Genomic DNA, 18,296 nt, shown 5'->3' with positions numbered 1-18,296 from the left:
TTCTCTCTCTTGTATCGGTGTCTCGTGTTTCAGGGACGATCGGTAACGCTCAGGGAACCATGCTGCGAACCTGACGGGCTGCCACCGACAGTGAGGCAAGATCCAGCGTGCCCGAGTCCGCGATCTCGGCAAGCGCTGTTCGTGTCCGGGTCAGCCTGGATGAATTCATCGCTTCCCATTCGGCGATCTTCTCGGCAGCGCTCTCGTGCGGCTCTCCGCCCAGTACAACCTCTTTGGTGATGGCTCGGAGTGAGGAGTAGAAATCGTCGCGTAAGGCCAACCGAGCCAACGAATGCCAACGATCGCCACGTGGCAGCCTCGACACCGATGTCAGCAGCCAATCGATGCCGATGTGCGCATCCAACGCGTAGTACAACTCCGCGACTTCGGAAAGATCGTGTTCGGTGATGTCGGCGACATCGATGATGTCGAGCAAACAGAACACGTCCAGCAGTTGATAGACCGAACTCGCCAATTCCCTCGGTGTGCCCCGTTCGACCGAAGCCGCAACTCGATCGTTCAGATCTCGCACCTGATGCCCTTCGATCCAACCAGCTACCCGGCTCCTCAGGGAACGGACCTTGGAGGCGTACCTGCTGATCTCGGCACCGACGGCAAGTGGCTGGGGCCGGTTGATGAGCAGCCACCTGGCCACGCGGTCCAGCACGCGTCTGGATTCGAGCAGCAGTTCATCGGACGATGCAGTCGACATGTCGGCCGAACGAATCTCCTGCCAGAGCTCCTCGAGGTCGAAGATCTCCGTCGCGGCAGCGAATGCGCGCACCGCATCGGTACCGTTCGCCCCGGTGTCCTCGGCAAGTCGATAGACGAAGGTGATCCCTCCCCGGTCTACGGTCTCGTTGGTCAGCGTCGTCGCCACCAGTTGGCGCCGCAGTGGATGCGAGGTGATTGCGTTGGAATATTTCTCACGCAACGGCTCCGGAAAATACTTGGGCAGTCTCGGCGCGAACACGTCACTGTCCGGCAATTCGCTGGCAAGCAGGTCGCTCTCCAGGACCAGCTTGACGTGGGCCATCAACGTTGCGAGCTCGGGCGAGGTCAGGCCTCGCCCGTCCTGCGTACGCTTTCGGATTTCGATCTCCGAGGGTAGCGCCTCCAGTTCGCGATCCAATCCGCTGCGCACCTCGAGGTCCTCGATGACGCGTCGGTGCACCGTAAGCAGCGCAGGCGCGTCCGAGCGGGACGTGCCGAGCAGCTCGTTCTGCATGATGTTGTCCCACAACACGAGCCTGCTCACCTCCTCGGTCATGGACGCGAGCAGGTCGTCCCGGTCGGCGGGGTCGAGGGTGCCGTCGCTGATGGCTGAATCGAGAAGGATCTTGATGTTGACCTCGTGATCGGAACAATCGACACCTGCAGAGTTGTCCACCGCGTCGGTGTTGATCCGGCCGCCGGCGAGGTCGTACTCGATCCGTCCGAGCGAAGTGGCACCGAGGTTGCCTCCCTCACCGACGATAGTGGCCCTGATCTCGCTCCCGTCGACCCGGATTGTGTCGTTGGACTTGTCACCGACATCGGAGTTCGACTCGGTGGACGCCTTGATGTAGGTACCGATTCCGCCGTTCCACAGCAGGTCTGCGGGAGCTTTCAAGACTGCGCGGATCAGGTCCGGTGGCGCCAACTCGGTTGTCGACTCGTCGAGACCGAGAGCCACGCGGGCCGCAGGACTGACCGGCACCGACTTGACCGTACGTTCCCACACTCCACCGCCGTCGCTGATCAGTGCCGAATCGTAATCGGCCCAGGACGATCGAGGAAGGTCGAACAGTCGGGCACGTTCGGCGAATGCGGCCGCGCGATCCGGGTTCGGGTCGAGAAAAACGTGTCGATGATCGAACGCGGCGATCAATCCGATGTGTTTGCTGAGCAGCATGCCGTTTCCGAACACGTCACCGCTCATGTCTCCGATGCCGACGACCGTGAAATCCTCTGTCTGCGTATCGATACCGATTTCACGGAAGTGACGTTTGACGCTTTCCCATGCGCCCCTTGCGGTGATGCCCATCGCCTTGTGGTCGTAGCCTGCCGACCCGCCCGACGCGAACGCGTCCCCGAGCCAGAAGTCGTACTCTCCGGCAACCGCATTCGCAAGATCGGAGAACGAGGCTGTCCCCTTGTCCGCTGCCACCACGAGGTACGTGTCGTCACCGTCGCGACGTACGACGCGGTCCGGCGGAAGAACTGCGCCCGTCGCTCGATCGAGATTGTCGGTCACGTCGAGTAGACCGGCGATGAACAGCCGATAGCACGCCCGCCCCTCCTCGGTCGTCGCGGTCCGGTCCTTCGACGCGTCTCCAGTCGGTACCGGCGGGCGCTTGACGACGAATCCACCCTTGGCGCCGACCGGCACGATGACAGCGTTCTTCACCATTTGCGCCTTGGCCAGCCCAAGTACTTCGGTGCGATAATCTTCACGTCGATCGGACCAACGAAGCCCCCCACGCGCCACCGCGCCGAATCGCAGATGTACACCCTCGACTCTCGGTGAGTACACGAAGATTTCGAATCTCGGCTTCGGTTTCGGCAACTCGGCAATGAACCGAGGATCGAACTTGAGGGACAGAAACTCGCGGGGTTCGCCGACGGAATCGACTACGTAAAAATTGGTTCGCACTGTCGCACGGATCAATTCGAAGATTCCGCGGAGAATCCGGTCGGCGTCGAGACTCACCACCTGATCGATCAGTACCCGCAATTCTTTGTCGAGTTCGGCTGACTGTTCCTCGGCAGCACCTTCGGGGTCGAATTGAGACTCGAACAAGGTCACCAGCAACTGCGCGGTCCTCGGATGAGAGAGTAGAACACCCTCGATATTGAACTGACTGTAGGGAAAGTTGGCCTGCCGCAGATACTTCGCGTATGCACGGAGGATGTGCGCCTGCCGCCAGTTCAAGCCGGCACGCATGACGAGTTCGTTGAATCGGTCTGCCGCGGCCTGTCCGTTCCACACCGCTGTGAATGCGTCGGTGAACCTCAGCTGCACGCGGCTTTCTTCATCGAGCGCACCTGCGCTGGGAAGGTCGGAGTCCAGATCACTGTCGATCGCTGCGCGCAGCATCTCTCGCGAGGCAGAGACTCCGAAATCGTATATCCAGCATTGCAGTTCATCCGGACGACCGATCGGGTACGGACGCTCGTCGTCGACCTCGACTCCGAGACTCTGCAGGATCGGCAAGACCTGACTCAACGACACACCACGCCCACCGATGTACAAACTGAACCGCCAGCTTCCGACTGCGGAATCGGAATTCCGATAGAGCTGCATGTCGATCGATCCGTCGGCGAGAGCTTCGAGCCGCGCGATATCGAACACGGCACGTTCGGGCCCGAAATCCTGCTTGTAGGCCTCTGGGAACGAATCGGTGTACCGACTTGCCGAGATAGCGTCGACACTGGTGTCGTCCAGGATCGCCTGCGCAAGCCCGTCCTCCCACGTCTTGATCGTCTCGGTGAGAAGTGACTCGATACGAGCAACATTGTCTCGAGAGAGATCAGTTCCGACCTGGTTCCGATCCTCACGCCGAATGGTGACGTGCAGCAAGGCCATATCGGATTCGGTGACTCTCGCGGTGTAGTCGATTCCCGAGCCCACGAGTTCACGCAACAAGCAATCTTGAACGGCCAGGCGAACTTTCGTCGTGTAGCGATCACGCGGCAGGTAGACCAACGCCGAAACGAAGGCGCAGTTGGAGTCCTCACGTAGAAATACCTTGACCTTGCGGCGACGTCCGATAGCGAGAACCGCAGTCGCATTCTCGAACAGCGCTTCCGTACCGGAGGCGAACAGTTCCGATCGCGGCATCGATTGCAACACTTCGAGCATCGCTTGGCCGGAGTACGAATCGAGATCGTAGCCGGCTCGGTCGATGATCGAGCGCACGCGCCGCTCGATGACGGGGATGTCGAGCACGCTCTCGTGTAACGCCGTCACGGTGAAGACACCCATGAAGCGATGCTCGCCGAGCTCTGGAGCCGAACGATCCATCACCGTGACGAAGTACGGGTACACCGCGCGATGCACAGTCGCCGGGCTCGAACCCTGTGTCAGAGTCAAAAGGTCGGTACGTTCACTGATATCGGGCGACTCCCGATCGAGTGCATGATCCTGGCGCAACACCCCGAGTCCACTCCCGGAAACGGACCGGGTCAGCAGCGATCCGTCCTGCGCCGGTTTCACGTCGTAACGGCGATAGCCGAGCAGTGTGTAGTGGCCTTCGGCCAACCAACCGAGCAGGTTTGCCGCGTCTCGAAGTTCCGTTGCGCGTTCATCGTCACGCCCTTCGGCCGAGTCCGCGAGAGTACGGGCCACCGAAGCTTGGAGCCCGCGCATCGCTTCGGTATCGGCGATGACCACACGGACGTCGTCGAGAACGACGGCGATCTCGTCCTCGAGCACGTCCAGAAGAGAGCCTGGCGTCGAGTGATGCAGCGCAATGTGCATCCAGGACTCCCGCTGGGCCCCGCCGACACTGCCGTTGGCTGGTCCCACACGGATCAGATTTCCATCGTTGTCTCGAACGACACCCACTATTGGGTGGACCATGTCGGTGACGTCGACATCGAGTCGCGACAGTCGCGACATAACGGATTCGACCAGCAAAGGCATGTCGTCGGTCACGATCTGCAACGAAGGCTCTATTACTCTGCCCGTAGCGTCCCCGCCGACGCGATGCAGGCGAATCTGCGCGTCCCCGGGAGTTCTGCGCGCCGCCAACCGCAGATGCATGCGGACGATCGCGTCCTCGGCCTCGGCAGCGGGTCCAGTGCGCTCATCGGTGTCGACGTGCGCGAAATAGACTGCCTTCACTTCGGGCAAGGTAGTCACCAACTCTGCGGGCAGTCCGCTCGACCAGTCGATGTCCGTTGTTCCCGCCGCGTCAGGCATGTGTTGAACCACTCCCTTGTGAGGATCGCCGGCGCGGCCGAAACAGCCGCCCCGCAACACGAGCCTATCGGGAACAAGTCGAGGCGGTGCCCTTGTAGGCTAATCGGATTCGGAGTGGTCTACTCGGATTCGGACCGATCTTCGGGCGCGTCGAGGTAGTCGCTGAATACGGCCCTCTCCCGATCCGTAACCGGACGTGGAGCCTGCGCCTTCAGATCGAACATGACCATGACGGCTTCCGCATCGGCACACAGTGCGCCCTCGACATCACGAACGAGATGCCGAACAGCGAAAGAAGTTCGGCCGATACGGGAGATCGACACCTCGATCTGCAACGGCCCGGACGCGTCGAAGATCGGGCGCAGGAAGTCGACCGTAAGTTTCCTCACGACCGACCCTCCCCGCGCCCCTTCCGCAGCCTGTATGCACTCGGTAAGAAAGTGCGCGCGGGCTTCTTGCAGATATTCGACGAATCGCGTGTTGTTGACGTGCCCGAGTCGATCCGAGTCGCTCCAGCGAACCTGGAGGCTGTACCCGAACTTTTTCCCGGACAAGCGTCAGTCCCTCGTCAGCTTGCGGTGCGTGACGCGATGCGGGCGTGCTGCATCGGGTCCGAATCGCTCGACCTTGTTGGCTTCGTAGCCTTCGAAGTTGCCCTCGTACCAGTACCAGGCAGCCTCGTTGTCGCCGAAGCCACCCTCCCACGCCAGGATATGCGTGCACGTCCGGTCCAGGAACCACCGATCGTGCGAGATCACGACTGCACAACCGGGGAACTCCAAGAGCGCGTTCTCCAGCGAACCAAGGGTCTCGACATCGAGGTCGTTGGTCGGCTCATCGAGCAGGATCAAGTTTCCGCCCTGCTTGAGCGTCATCGCCAGGTTCAGACGGTTGCGCTCGCCACCGGAGAGAACTCCGGCAGGCTTCTGCTGGTCGTGACCCTTGAATCCGAACGAGCTGATGTAGGCGCGCGAAGGGAATTCGGTCTGGCCGACGACGATGAAGTCGAGTCCGTCGGACACGGTCTCCCAGACCGTCTTCTTCGGATCGATGCCGCTGCGGTTCTGGTCGACGTAGCTCAGCTTGACGGTCTGACCGACCTTCACCTCACCGCCGTCCGGTTCTTCGAGACCGACGATGGTCTTGAACAGCGTGGTCTTACCGACACCGTTGGGGCCGATCACGCCGACGATGCCGTTACGCGGCAGCGTGAACGAGAGGTCCTTGATCAGTACGCGGCCGTCGAAACCCTTGTCGAGGTTCTTGACCTCGACCACAACGTCGCCCAGACGCGGAGGCGTCGGAATCTGGATCTCGTCGAAGTCGAGCTTGCGAGTCTTCTCCGCCTCGATGGCCATCTCTTCGTAGCGATCCAGACGAGCCTTGCTCTTCGCCTGACGAGCCTTGGCGCCGGAGCGGACCCAGGCCAGTTCGTCCTTGAGTCGCTTCTGTAGCTTCTGGTCCTTCTTGCCGGACACCTCGAGGCGAGCGGCCTTCTGCTCCAGGTACGTGGAGTAGTTGCCCTCGTACGGGTAGAGGCGGCCGCGGTCGACCTCACAGATCCACTGCGCCACATGATCGAGGAAGTACCGATCGTGAGTGACGGCGAGGATAGCGCCGGGATATGCAGCGAGATGCTGCTCCAACCACAGAACCGACTCGGCGTCGAGGTGGTTGGTAGGTTCGTCGAGGAGGAGCAGATCGGGCTTGCTGAGCAGTAGCTTGCACAGCGCAACGCGACGCTTCTCACCACCGGAAAGGTTGGTGACGGGCGACTCGGGCGGCGGGCAACGGAGAGCATCCATCGCCTGCTCGAGCTGAGAGTCGATTTCCCAGGCGTCGGCGTGGTCGAGCTTTTCCTGAAGCTCGCCCATCTCCTCCATGAGTTCGTCGGAGTAGTCGGTCGCCATGAGCTCGGCGATCTCGTTGTAGCGCTTGAGCTGCACCATCGTCTCGCCGAGACCGTCCTCGACGTTTTCACGGACAGTCTTGGTGTCGTCTAGAACCGGCTCCTGCATGAGGATGCCGACCGAAGCCCCGGGAGCTAGGAACGCCTCACCGTTGCCGGGCTGGTCGATCCCGGCCATGATCTTGAGAATGCTGGACTTGCCGGCACCGTTGGGGCCGACGACGCCGATCTTCGCTCCTGGGTAGAAGCTCATCGTTACGTCGTCGAGGATGACCTTGTCGCCGTGCGCCTTGCGCACCTTCTTCATGGTGTAAATGAATTCCGCCATGTGCGCAAGCCTATCTGTGCGAACGGGTCTAGGCACCATCGCCCGATCCGAGAGAAAGCTAGCCCATTTGCGCAGGGTCGAGCAGACGGTGCACGAAAGGCGTCGAGTCGACCATGGAGGCGATCATCGACCCCTCGTGGCCGACGAATTCACCCCCCGAATACAGGTACGGAACGTACGTGACGTCCTGACCGTGCCCGATGAGACCGGCGACCAGTGGAACCGACAGCGGCGAAGGCACCATCGTGTCGATGAGTCCCTGACCGAGGAAGATCGGCCTGTCGTAGCCATCGACCGGTACCGAGAGATACTCCGACAGGGCGTCGAACATCTCGGTTCCAGCAACCGGTCGCGAGAGCATCGCACCCACTGATCCGTGGTGCAATCGAAGGTCCCCCGGGCAGTTCGCCTCGACGTTGTCTACTTCGGAGCGCCCGAAGTCCGTCAGGTAGCTGTCGACATCGAGATCGGGCCTCGATTCACGTAGCCCCGCGAGCACGTACGCCGCGAACACGTTCAGACCGTCCAAACCGAGGTCTGGAATCCACGGCCCACCGACCTGAAACGCGTATTCGAGGTTCGACGGCGCTCCCGTGGCCACCCCGGGTCCGCAGTTGCGACTCCCCCGGCACCGATGCCGAGGAGGATCGAGAGCAACACAGGTAGTACCTGTCGCGTCCACGCACATGTGTCGGCCCGCATGCGGTAACGATAGCGATCGACGACGAACTGCCGGGCCCGAACGGGTTTCGCACGGGCCCGGCGCGGGCGATGTTCGGCTACACCGCAGCGGCGTGTTCGATCGTCTCGGAGACCGTATCTTCGTCGACGTCTTCGTGTTCGTCGAAGGTGTCGACTCCTTCGTCGTGCGTCTGGTCCGGTTCGTCCTGCGGTACCGCCACGGGTCGTGCGCGCTCCACCTTGACGATGCAGCGAGCGAGGTCGGGGCCGACGGCGCTGGCCGTCATCTCGAGATCGGACCGTTCGGCGCCGTCTCGGGTGGTGTATTCGTTCGTCCTGAGCTGTCCGTAGGCCACCACCGGGTCGCCCTTCATCAGCGATCCGCCGACGCCCTTGACCAGCCGTCGCCAGCAGGTGACACCGAGATACAGCGTGCCGCCGTCGCTCCACTCACCGGTAGCTCGGTCCTGCCTTCGCACATTGCTGGCCATCCGGAAGTTCAGTACTTCGTCACCGGACGCGGTCTGTCTCTTGATCGGATTGGTGATGACTGTCCCTACAACCGCACATTGCGCCTCGTACATCGTCCGTCCCCTTGTCGCTCGGTCATCTATCTGCTCGGTGATCTGTCTGTTCGACGATCCGGTTCGGCAGCGCCGATCCGAGGACACCGACTTTGCCGTGAGGTGCGAGCGAAAGGTGGGTGGGAATCGACATCTGTGGATAGATGCCCCGGTTGTGGACAACGGCCGATTCCGACGGGGTTTCGGGGCCAAGTGTGTCGGTCGAGCGTGTTAGAGGAGCGCGGACTCGACATATGTGTGTCCGACGACCTCGGGACGGGCCGTTCCCCCGGTCAGGCCGGCCAGCATGCCGATCACAGCGTCGACGTCCTCGACCTGGACCGTCATCACCGCACGAGAGCGATAGTCGATGGACACGATGCCGACCCCCCGCGCCCGAAGTTCCGATTCGACTCGGCCGACCTCTGTGTAGTCCAGTTGGACCTGCAACAGTTCACGGCGCTCGCGCCGCAGGAGTCGGGCGTTTACGAGTGCGTGCGTGACCGCATCTCCGTAGGCCCGGGCCAGCCCGCCGGTCCCGAGCTTTACTCCACCGAACCAACGAGTCACGACGGCAACGACATTGGTCATCTCACGCCCGAGGAGGACGTCGAGCATCGGGCCACCCGCAGTACCGCTCGGTTCCCCGTCGTCGTTGGTCCGAAGGATCAGATTGCCCGGCACATCCCCGATGACGAATGCCGAACAATGATGTCGAGCAACAGGATTGGCCGAACGGGCTGTAGCGATCACTGCTCGCGCTGCTTCTTCCGACGCTGCGCGTTCGACCACCGCGAGGAACTTCGATCGTTTGACCTCGATCAGCGCCTCGACGCGACGTTCAACAGTGAAAAACAATGCATTCCTCGCCTTCGCAGTCGGAGGTCGCGGACGGGTTACGCCGCAACCTGCTCCGAGTCCGCAGCTTCCGATGCGTGGACGAGCTCGGCATAGTGACTGTCCGACGCCATCAACTCGTCGTGGGTACCGGATTCGAGGATTCGACCGCTGCCGAGAACTGCAATGCGGTCCGCAGATCGTACGGTCGAGAGCCGGTGCGCGATGAGAATCGTGGTGCGGCCCGCCATGAGTTCGTCGAGAGCGTCCTGCAGCGCGCGCTCGGTCCGAGTGTCGAGGGCGCTGGTCGCCTCGTCCAGCACGAGAATCGGCGGGTTGCGCAGGACGGTCCTGGCGATGGCGAGTCGTTGCTTCTCCCCACCGGAGAACCGGTATCCGCGCTCCCCCACCAGTGTGTCGTATCCCTCGTCCAGTGCGGTGATGAAGTCGTGGATCTGGGCTATCCGGGCTGCGTGTTCGATCTCGGCATCGGTTGCCTCAGGTTTGGCGAACCGGAGATTCTCGCGGATCGATGCATGGAACAGGTACGTCTCCTGCGACACGACGCCGACGAGTTCGGCCACGGCCGTGGTCTGCAGATCCCGAAGATCGACGCCGTCGATGGTGATTCGTCCGGACGTCGGGTCGTGAAGCCTCGCAGCGAGGTACCCGAGCGTGGTTTTACCCGAGCCTGTCGATCCGACCAGGGCCAATGTGCTCCCTGCTGGGACCTCGACGTCGATGTCGGTCAATGTCGGTTGTGTGGCGTCGGTGTACGAGAAGCTCACATGGTCGAATGCGACGTCGCCGCGTACGTCCTGACTCGACAGCACCTTCGGGTTCTTCGGTTCGGCGATGTCGATCGGGAGGTCGAGATACTCGAATACCCGGCCGAACAATGCCAGCGAGCTCTGGACTTCGACGCCTGTGCCGAGCAGTTGCATGGTCGGGCGGAAGAGTTGGGTTTGCAACGTGGTGAACGCGACGAGCGTGCCCACGGTGAGTGCGCTTCCGTTACCTATGGTCACGCCCGCGAACCAGTACACGAGGGCGGGCATGATCGCGAAGCTGATCTGCATGCTGGCCATTCGCCACTTGCCGGCCATCATCGCTTTGAGTTCGACATCGGCGACTTCGTCGGACCGACTGGCGAACCGATCGGTCAGAACGTGCGCTGATCCGGTGGTCTTGCCGAGCAGGATGCCACTGACGGACAGGGATTCTTCGATCTGCACGGAGAGTTCTCCGAGCAGTCTCTGTCTGGTGACGGAGATCTTTCGGCGCTCGTTGCCGATGCGACGCGCTATCCGGACGAAGACCGGCAGGATCGCCAGCGAAAACAGGGCCAAACGCCAATCGAGGAGAAACAGGGCGACGACGGTCGCTGCCACGGTTGTTGCATTCTGGGCTATCGACGTCGCGGTATTGGTGACGACGGATTGCATTCCACCGATGTCGTTGGCGATCCGAGACTGCACTTCGCCGGTGCGGGTGCGGGCGAAAAAGCCGAGTGACTGCTTTTGCAGATGTGCGTAGACGGAGACTCGCAGGTCGTGCATGAGCTTCTGGCCGACGCCGTTGGACATCCAGGTCTGCACGACGCCGAGTGTGTTGGTGATGATGGCGACTGCGATCATGCCGACGGCGATCAGCGTGACGAGTGTGACGTCGCGATCAGGGATGGCATGGTCGAGCAGTTCGCGGAGTAGTAGTGGTGAGGCCAGTGCGATGACTGCACTGAAGACGATGATCGCGGTGACGACAGCGATACGCGCTCGGTAGGGATGGAAGAGTGCGAGCACTCGGCCGACCGGGGCCGGATCGGTGACCGGCCCGGTGTCAGGAGCGGCGACTGCAGATTTCGTGAGTGGGCGTACCAAGAAGACCTCCAGGTTCGATGAACGACATAAAGCAGAGGTTACCTCATTATGAGGTTGCCAGCAATGAAGCTATGCTTCGGACATGCCTACGGGAGACAGCCCGACCATCGCCGATTCGTTCATGGCAGTCGCACGGCGAATACGCCACACCCACATGAATGCGCTCGAGCCGTTCGGTCTGAATCCGTCGCAATCTCGCGCTCTTCACGTCCTTGCCCGCGAGGGGCAACCGATGCGGTTGAGCGCTCTCGCCGACCGATTGCGCATCGTTGCTCGCTCGGCCACGGACATCGTCGACTCGCTCGAATCCGCGGCGCTGGTGATCCGTGAACCGGACCCGCAGGACCGACGCGCCGTACTGGTCTCGTTGACGGACTCCGGGCGCACCCAGCTCGACGCGATCGATTCCGCACGTCGGGCTGTCGCCACCGAACTGTTCGACACGCTCGATGCCGAAGATCGCGAGCAGTTGGCTCGGATCCTCGACAAGATCACCGCAGCCTGGTGAGCTCGAGAAAAGTCAGAGCCCGCTTTCGCGATCACGCTTCGCGAGCTCGGCGAACATGGCGTTGTGGGCCGCCAGATCGGCGTCGTGATCGCGTTCGGCGGCACGATCGGAACGCGTCGCGTTTCGAGTGTCACTACGCGACCACTGGATGAGCAGCGCGAGCATGACCAGGACGAGCGGTATTTCGCCCGTCGCCCAAGCGATGCCGCCGCCCAATTGTTGGTCACCGAGCAGATCTGCGTTCCAGTCGAGTCCGAGGGATCGGTAGAACCAGCCGCCCATCACCGTGGCCTCGCTCATCAGCGCCACGCCGAAGAACGCATGGAATGGCAGCGACCCGAACACCATCGCGAGCTTGGTGATGGGCTGAATCGGCCTCGGTGACGGGTCGACTCCGATGACCACCCAGTAGAAGAGGTAGCCGCTGAGGATGAAGTGCGCGTTCATCAGCAAGTGAGCTGTGTGGTTGTCGAGGACAGCGCCGAAGATCCCGCCGAGATAGAGCACGTAGAAGCCGCCGACGAACAGAATTGCGGCAACTATCGGTTGGGTGAGGAATCGGGAGACCTTGCTGTGCAGACCGATCAACAGCCATTCCCGCAACCCAGGAATTCCGTTCTTCCCTGCTGCCGGCAGAGCGCGCAACGCCAGCGTCAGCGCGCCACCGAGCGCCAGCAGAACCGGGGCAAGCATCGACAGTGCCATGTGCCCACCCATGTGCACGCTGAACACCGCGGACGAGTACTTGCCGACACCCGACGACGTCGTAATCAACAGGGTCAGGCACCCGAGCATGAACGCAACAGTGCGGCCCATCGGCCACGCATCTCCTCGTTTCCGCAGCCGACGGACGCCGAGCAGATACATCACCGCGAGCAGTATCGACGCGGTACCGAAGATCAGATCGAATCGCCAGTCGAACGCCAGACGCGCGACGGTCGGTGGTCCGTCCAGGTTGTAACCCAACGCGGCCTCGGTAAGCGAAAGATTCGGATTGATATTCGAAGGCGGAGGTGTGCGGCCGAGTCCGACTGCAAGTCCGATCGTCGCGGCGAAGACGAGCACCTCAGCGCCCGCGAATCGGATGAGTGCTCCGCGAGACTCGGGGTCGGCAGCCAGGGCCGGAAGCGACCTACGCCGCTGAATCCACCCGAAGAATCCGAGCACCGTCAACGCCGTGATCTTCCCGAGAATCAGCAGACCGTACGTGGAGTCGAAAAGGTTCGACACCGATACCCGGACGAACGCGTTGATGACACCACTGACGGCCATCACCACGAAACACACAGTTGCGATCGTGGAGAACCGTCGAGTAGCGACATCGGTATGTGCGCCCTTGCGGCGTGCGTGAGCCAACACCGCGAAGAGTCCGCCCGCCCACAGCGTCGCCGCAACGAGATGCAGGATCAGGCTGTTGGTCGCATAGTCGTGCGATCCACCCGAAGACGAGTGGCCGGTGGCGGCGATCGGCATCAACGTGCCGAGCGCAAACACGAGAAGCAGAGGTGTCCACGACCACCTCAGCACGGCCCGCGACGCGATCGCCAGGAGAACAGCAAGGATCGCAGTCCAGCGCCACGCACTGGCGATCTCGACCTGTTCGAGCGCGACCCAGAGGTTGCTCGGTTGGATCGCCGTGGTGAACGGTTGACCCGACGTATCGGACAGGGTCAGCGGGACGAGCACCAAGGCACACGCGGCCCAGACGATTGCTGCCACGGATCCCGTACGGACCGCCCGATAGCCACCGACGTCGAGGACCCCACTCTTCTGCGGCGGAACCAAGAACGCCGCGAGCAAGAACGAGCCGATGGCAATGGATACGGCGACCTCACCGATCGCCCGCACCGCAGGAAGTCCGTAGACCGTGGCCGGTCCTGGATCCGGAATGCCGAGCAGGACCAACGCGTCCGATGCAGACAGAGTCACCACCAGCGCCGCGACGATGCCGGCTATCGCGCCCGCGGCAACGAACACGGACGTCGTCGCCGACCCCGACACAGCTTTGGACCGAACCCCACTATCGGCCTCGGCTCCAGCCGTGCTCGAGGTTTCGGTCCGATCCACTTCCGGTGCTGCCATGCCCTCCAGAGTAGGAGGTCCGAGCCGCGGCGGGAAAGCCAGCGCCCGCAACTGCTACGAGCCGTCGTAGATCATGTGGCCTGCACCACGCAGGCGAACCCCTCCATGCGGATCACGTTGCTACACGGAATGTAGACTCATGCACCGTGCTCGGACGGATGCATTTTCGGCTGTCCGCGCCGCGCCTCCGTAGCTCAGGGGATAGAGCAATGGCCTTCTAATCCATTGGTCGCAGGTTCGAATCCTGCCGGGGGCACTTCCAGCCGAGGAGTGAGCACGTCGGATTGTGGTTGACTGAGCTCAACCGAAGGGGCCATAGTGCACCAGCTCACCCTCGGCGTCACGTCACGGTCGAGTAAGCCGAACGAACGCCGACTTCCGATCCATCCACTCCACCTCGATCGCATCGCCGCCGACCTCAGAGCTCGAATGTATTTCGAAGCTGGGTACGGTGAGCCTTTCGGAATCTCCGACGACCATATCGGCACTCTCGTTGCCGGCATTCGTACTCGCGAAGAACTTGTCGCCGAATGCGATGTGATTCTTCTCCCGAAGCCACTTGCCGAGGACCTCGAGAAGCTGCGACACGGTCAAGTTCTGTGGGGGTGGCCGCACTGCGTGCAGGACGAGAAGTTGACGCAGATCGCTATCGATCGGAAGCTCACTCTCATCGCATTCGAGGCGATGAATCATTGGACCTCGGAGGGTTGGTTCAATCTTCACGTCTTCCACAAGAACAATGAGCTCGCCGGATACTGCTCCGTCCTTCATGCGATGCAGCTCGTCGGGGTGACCGGGGACTACGGCCGCCGACTTCGCGCCGCAGTCATAGGTTTCGGAGCAACTGCTCGAGGCGCTGTCACGGCACTCAACGCGCATGGCATTCACGATGTGGACGTCCTCACCCAGCGCGGAGTAACCGCCGTCAGCTCACCCATTCATTCCGCACGCATCGTCAATTTCGACTTGGACGGCGACAATCCGCGCCGCAGCCGCGCCTTGACCGAAACAGGCAGGGTGCCACTGTCCGGGTTCCTCGGCGATCACGACATCATCGTCAACTGCGTACTGCAGGACACCAACGCGCCGTTGACATTCCTGATGAACGACGACTTACCGTCGATCAATCCGGGAACGCTCGTTGTCGACGTGTCGTGCGACGAGGGAATGGGGTTCGAATGGGCCCGGCCGACCTCGTTCACCGATCCCATGTTCACCGTCGGCGACAACGTTCGGTACTACGCAGTCGATCACAGTCCGTCCTATCTTTGGGACTCCGCTACATGGGAAGTCAGCGAATCGCTTCTCCCCTATCTTCGGATCGTCTTGGACGGGCCTGCGTCGTGGGACAGTGACGAAACGATAAGGAAGGCAATCGAGATTCGCGAGGGCGTAATTGCCAACCCCAACATCCTTGCGTTCCAACATCGCAGTCCGGAGTACCCACACCCCGCCGTGTAGGCCGTTGCCACGAACGCGTCAGGGTTACAACTTTCGATTGATGCGCGTCAATCGACGTGAAATCTAAAGTGACACCGTGACGAAAAGCGAAAAGGCCATTGCAGTGCCTGCGGCTCCACGCGTATCGAAGTGGTGGAGCCTCGTCGTCCTCGCGTTGGGCCTGGCGATGATCGTCATGGACGGCACTATCGTCGCAGTCACACTCCCGACGATCATCGACGACTTGGGCCTGAATATCACCGATGCACAGTGGGTGAACTCGCTCTACTCGATTGTGTTCGCCGCACTGCTGCTGACCACCGGCAATCTCGGAGACCGCCTGGGCAGGCGCAACATATTCATCGTCGGCATCGCACTGTTTCTGGCCGGCAGTTTCTGGGCCGCGAAGTCCGGCAGCGCGGAGATGCTCATCTCCGCGCGTGCACTTCAGGGCGTCGGCGGCGCGTGCATATTGCCATCCACGCTTTCTACGGTCAACGCGACCTTTCGAGGCAAGGACCGGGCCGCCGCGTTCGGTGTCTGGGGTGCGGTCATGGCCGGTGCCGCCGCTATCGGCCCGCTGCTCGGAGGCTGGCTCACCAGCGCGTTCAGCTGGCAATGGATCTTCTACGTCAACGTCCCCATCGGCGTTGTCCTGATAGTCGCGGCGGTGGCCGTCGTCCCCGAGACCCGCTCCAGTGACAACCGCCCCGGCTTCGACATGGATGGGCTGTTGCTCAGCGCGATCGGTTTCGGTGCGCTGGTCTTCGCGATAATCGAGGGCAGTTCCCTCGGTTGGTGGCAGCCCCTCCAAGACTCGAGTCTTTTCGGCATGACGTGGTCGACGGACAAGCCCATCTCGATCGTGCCGGTCTTGTTGCTCGTAGCCGCCGTCGCGCTGACGCTGTTCGTCTTTTGGGAACGCCACCGCGCCAGGGTCGCTCGATCGGCGCTGTTGGATCTGCACATTTTCTTCACCCCCACCTTCAGCTGGGGGAACGTAGCGGCGATGATGATCGCGGTCGGCGAGTTCGGCCTGATCTTCGCGCTGCCGCTGTTCCTGATCAACGCCATCGGTCTCGGCACCCTCGGAGCGGGGTTCGTACTCGCGACGATGGCGGCCGGCGCATTCCTCTCCGGCACCATGGCACGGCACCTGGCCGCCCTGATCGGCGCCGCCGGCACAGTCGTTGTCGGCGTCGCACTGGAGATCATCGGCGTGCTGGTTCTCGCTGTGGTCCTCAGCGCAGACACCTCCCCCGTCACGATCGGCGCTGTGCTGGTGATCTACGGCGTGGGCCTCGGCCTGGCATCCGCGCAACTCACCAGCACCGTCCTGGCCGACATCCCGGTGGACCTGTCCGGTCAGGGTTCTGCCACGCAGAGCACCGTCCGGCAAGTTGGCTCGGCGCTCGGCTCTGCGGTAGTCGGCGCCGTGCTGTCGGTGGGGCTGGCCCACTATCTTGGCGGGATCGAAGGTCCGGCGGAGAAGTTCGCCGATGCCACTCGAGAGTCCGCAGGTGGCGCGATCACCGGATTGCGCGAAAGCCACGCTCCCGACGAAATCGTCCGGCAGTTGTCCGAGGCTTTCGCTTCCGCGACTCAGTGGGCATTGTTCGCCGCACTCTTATTCCTCGTCTTCGGCCTGGTCGCCTCCCTACGTGTACTCGAGGTCTCACGTAGGGAGCGACCCTCAGCGGCTTTCGAACTCTCCGTTGATGACCGTGCCGCCCGGTGAATCATCTCGGGCCTTGCGTGCAGCCTCACGCATTTCGACACCGTCGGAGACCCAGTCGCCGATCTCGCGAGTCACATCGCGCACTGCTCCGGCGATGATGACAGCGATTTTGCCGACGTGTGTGGCTGCGGACTCCGTCAATTCTTGAACTGTGTCCTTGTTTCGCTCGAACTTCCCTACCACCTCTGGCCACCCCTGATTCGGTCGGAACTCGGCTCCGGTCATTATGCAGCGACCTTCTTGCGCTCGACGATAACACCGACTGCCGGCTTCGAACCGGTGAGTGAATTGGGCAGTGCGAGTTTGAAAATTTTGCCCCAGACGGATCCGATCTGGTTGAAGAACCCACCGGAGTTGTACGGAAGTCCGTACTTTTCGCAGAGCGCTTCGACCTCGGGGGCCAACTCTGGGTATCGGTGCGCAGGTAGATCGGGGAAAAGGTGGTGCTCGATCTGATGCGACAGATTGCCGGACATGATGTGGAACAGCGGACTTCCCTCGATGTTCGCGGACCCGAGCATCTGGCGGACATACCACTCACCCTGCGACTCGTCGGACGTCTCGTCCTCGGTGAAGGTTTGCACGCCGGTGGGAAAGTGGCCACAGAAAATGATCGAGTAGGTCCACAGGTTCCGCATCAGGTTCGCCCCGACGTTGCCCACGACCGTGGAGGCGAAGAATGGCCCGCTCAGCGCTGGGAAGATGAGGTAGTCCTTGAGAACCTGTTTGCCCGCTTTACGCCACATGCCCGCAAGCAATGGCTGGACGTCGTGCCACTTGCGCTTGCCCTGGACGACGTTTTCGATCTCCAAATCGTGGAGCATCACGCCCCATTCGAAGAGCAGCATCAGGAAGAACGCATACACCGGGTTGCCGAGGTAGTACGGGTTCCACTTCTGCCCCTCGTCCATGCGAAGCAGGCTGTATCCGATATCGCGGTCCTTGCCGACGATATTGGTGAAGGTGTGGTGCATGTAGTTGTGCGAGTGCTTCCACTGATCGGCCGGGCATACCGTGTCCCATTCGAAGACCTGGGAGTTGAACTCCGGCTCACGCATCCAGTCGTACTGACCGTGCATGACGTTGTGCCCGATCTCCATGTTGTCGAGAATCTTCGACAGCCCCAGTGCACCGACTCCGGCCAGCCATGCCGGCGGCAGGAACGGTAGATACATCAGGGCGCGGCCAGTGATTTCGAGCCCGCGCTGCGCCTTGATGACCTTGTAGATGTACTCCCGGTCCTCGCTGCCGAGCTTCGCGACGGTGCGAGCTCGCATCTCGTCCAGCTCGCGGCCGAGCTCTTGGACTTGTTCGTAGGAGAGCGTTGTGGGCACGGGTTGCTCGTGGGGCGAGTCCGACGTACTCATGAATGGCAACAGGGACAACGATGGTAATGGAATTCCGAACATTGAACACTCTCCGTT

The 18,296-nt window shown here is 61.8% G+C and carries 13 protein-coding genes and 1 tRNA gene; 4 read left to right on the top strand and 10 right to left on the bottom strand.

Annotated elements, in window-relative coordinates; all coding sequences use genetic code 11:
• Positions 1–49: 49 nt before the first annotated feature.
• The 7 genes from H2510_RS09835 to H2510_RS09805 all read right to left on the bottom strand — a co-directional run bounded on the left by H2510_RS09835 (position 50) and on the right by H2510_RS09805 (position 11,026).
• On the bottom strand, positions 50–4,906 hold the full coding sequence (locus H2510_RS09835; RefSeq protein WP_186628189.1) for an NAD-glutamate dehydrogenase: 4,857 nt from the start codon (positions 4,904–4,906) through the stop codon (positions 50–52).
• 119 nt (positions 4,907–5,025) lie between these two features.
• Entirely contained in the window at positions 5,026–5,460 is a 435-nt protein-coding gene (locus H2510_RS09830) for a thioesterase family protein (protein ID WP_186628188.1), read from the bottom strand.
• Positions 5,461–5,463: 3 nt separating this feature from the next.
• The gene (gene ettA, locus H2510_RS09825; protein ID WP_186628187.1) at positions 5,464–7,143 is read right to left on the bottom strand and encodes an energy-dependent translational throttle protein EttA; all 1,680 of its coding nucleotides are present in this window, start codon (positions 7,141–7,143) and stop codon (positions 5,464–5,466) included.
• Between the two features lie 58 nt (positions 7,144–7,201).
• Complete coding sequence (locus tag H2510_RS09820) at positions 7,202–7,744, bottom strand: hypothetical protein (RefSeq protein ID WP_186628186.1); 543 nt, start codon at positions 7,742–7,744, stop codon at positions 7,202–7,204.
• A gap of 178 nt (positions 7,745–7,922) precedes the next feature.
• Positions 7,923–8,408: a single-stranded DNA-binding protein gene (locus H2510_RS09815; protein ID WP_186628185.1), complete on the bottom strand. Its 486-nt coding sequence runs from the start codon at positions 8,406–8,408 to the stop codon at positions 7,923–7,925.
• A 210-nt stretch (positions 8,409–8,618) separates the two neighbouring features.
• Entirely contained in the window at positions 8,619–9,245 is a 627-nt protein-coding gene (locus H2510_RS09810; RefSeq protein ID WP_186628184.1) for a YigZ family protein, read from the bottom strand.
• Positions 9,246–9,283: 38 nt separating this feature from the next.
• Positions 9,284–11,026 (bottom strand): ABC transporter ATP-binding protein, encoded by a 1,743-nt coding sequence (locus H2510_RS09805; protein ID WP_315901340.1) that lies wholly within the window; start codon positions 11,024–11,026, stop codon positions 9,284–9,286.
• Positions 11,027–11,186: 160 nt separating this feature from the next.
• Between H2510_RS09805 and H2510_RS09800 the strand changes: the two genes are divergently transcribed.
• Positions 11,187–11,612, top strand: coding sequence for a MarR family winged helix-turn-helix transcriptional regulator (locus H2510_RS09800; protein ID WP_186628182.1), 426 nt, complete (start codon positions 11,187–11,189; stop codon positions 11,610–11,612).
• A 12-nt stretch (positions 11,613–11,624) separates the two neighbouring features.
• On the opposite strand, the gene H2510_RS09795 is transcribed toward H2510_RS09800, so the two are convergent.
• Positions 11,625–13,694 carry a cytochrome c oxidase assembly protein gene (locus H2510_RS09795; protein WP_186628181.1) on the bottom strand — a complete coding sequence of 690 codons (2,070 nt, stop codon included), beginning with the start codon at positions 13,692–13,694 and terminating at the stop codon, positions 11,625–11,627.
• A 183-nt stretch (positions 13,695–13,877) separates the two neighbouring features.
• Between H2510_RS09795 and H2510_RS09790 the strand changes: the two genes are divergently transcribed.
• The 3 genes from H2510_RS09790 (at position 13,878) to H2510_RS09780 (ending at position 16,872) form a co-directional block, all read left to right on the top strand.
• Positions 13,878–13,950 (top strand) — tRNA-Arg (locus H2510_RS09790).
• A 62-nt stretch (positions 13,951–14,012) separates the two neighbouring features.
• A complete protein-coding gene (locus tag H2510_RS09785; RefSeq protein ID WP_186628180.1) occupies positions 14,013–15,155 on the top strand; it encodes a N(5)-(carboxyethyl)ornithine synthase in 1,143 nt (380 codons plus the stop codon).
• A 76-nt stretch (positions 15,156–15,231) separates the two neighbouring features.
• Positions 15,232–16,872 (top strand): MFS transporter, encoded by a 1,641-nt coding sequence (locus H2510_RS09780; protein WP_186628179.1) that lies wholly within the window; start codon positions 15,232–15,234, stop codon positions 16,870–16,872.
• Here the strand turns inward: H2510_RS09780 and H2510_RS09775 are convergent.
• Together H2510_RS09775 and H2510_RS09770 are read right to left on the bottom strand one after the other, a co-directional pair.
• Entirely contained in the window at positions 16,828–17,055 is a 228-nt protein-coding gene (locus tag H2510_RS09775; protein ID WP_084344822.1) for a hypothetical protein, read from the bottom strand. The two genes, H2510_RS09780 and H2510_RS09775, sit on opposite strands and share 45 nt — an antisense overlap.
• A gap of 41 nt (positions 17,056–17,096) precedes the next feature.
• Positions 17,097–18,281: an acyl-CoA desaturase gene (locus H2510_RS09770; RefSeq protein ID WP_186628178.1), complete on the bottom strand. Its 1,185-nt coding sequence runs from the start codon at positions 18,279–18,281 to the stop codon at positions 17,097–17,099.
• Positions 18,282–18,296 lie beyond the last annotated feature (15 nt).

It is taken from the genome of Rhodococcus sp. BP22 (genome assembly GCF_014281965.1).
In the GTDB taxonomy this organism is placed as follows: domain Bacteria; phylum Actinomycetota; class Actinomycetes; order Mycobacteriales; family Mycobacteriaceae; genus Rhodococcoides.
Note: the sequence above shows the minus strand (reverse complement) of the source record. Positions and strands in the feature narration are given on the sequence as shown.

Coding starts and splice junctions, on each gene's coding strand:
- H2510_RS09835 (WP_186628189.1), bottom strand. CDS start 4,906: ATGCCTGACGCGGCGGGAACAACGGACATCGACTGGTCGAGCGGACTG.
- ettA (WP_186628187.1), bottom strand. CDS start 7,143: ATGGCGGAATTCATTTACACCATGAAGAAGGTGCGCAAGGCGCACGGC.
- H2510_RS09815 (WP_186628185.1), bottom strand. CDS start 8,408: ATGTACGAGGCGCAATGTGCGGTTGTAGGGACAGTCATCACCAATCCG.
- H2510_RS09800 (WP_186628182.1), top strand. CDS start 11,187: ATGCCTACGGGAGACAGCCCGACCATCGCCGATTCGTTCATGGCAGTC.
- H2510_RS09795 (WP_186628181.1), bottom strand. CDS start 13,694: ATGGCAGCACCGGAAGTGGATCGGACCGAAACCTCGAGCACGGCTGGA.
- H2510_RS09770 (WP_186628178.1), bottom strand. CDS start 18,281: ATGTTCGGAATTCCATTACCATCGTTGTCCCTGTTGCCATTCATGAGT.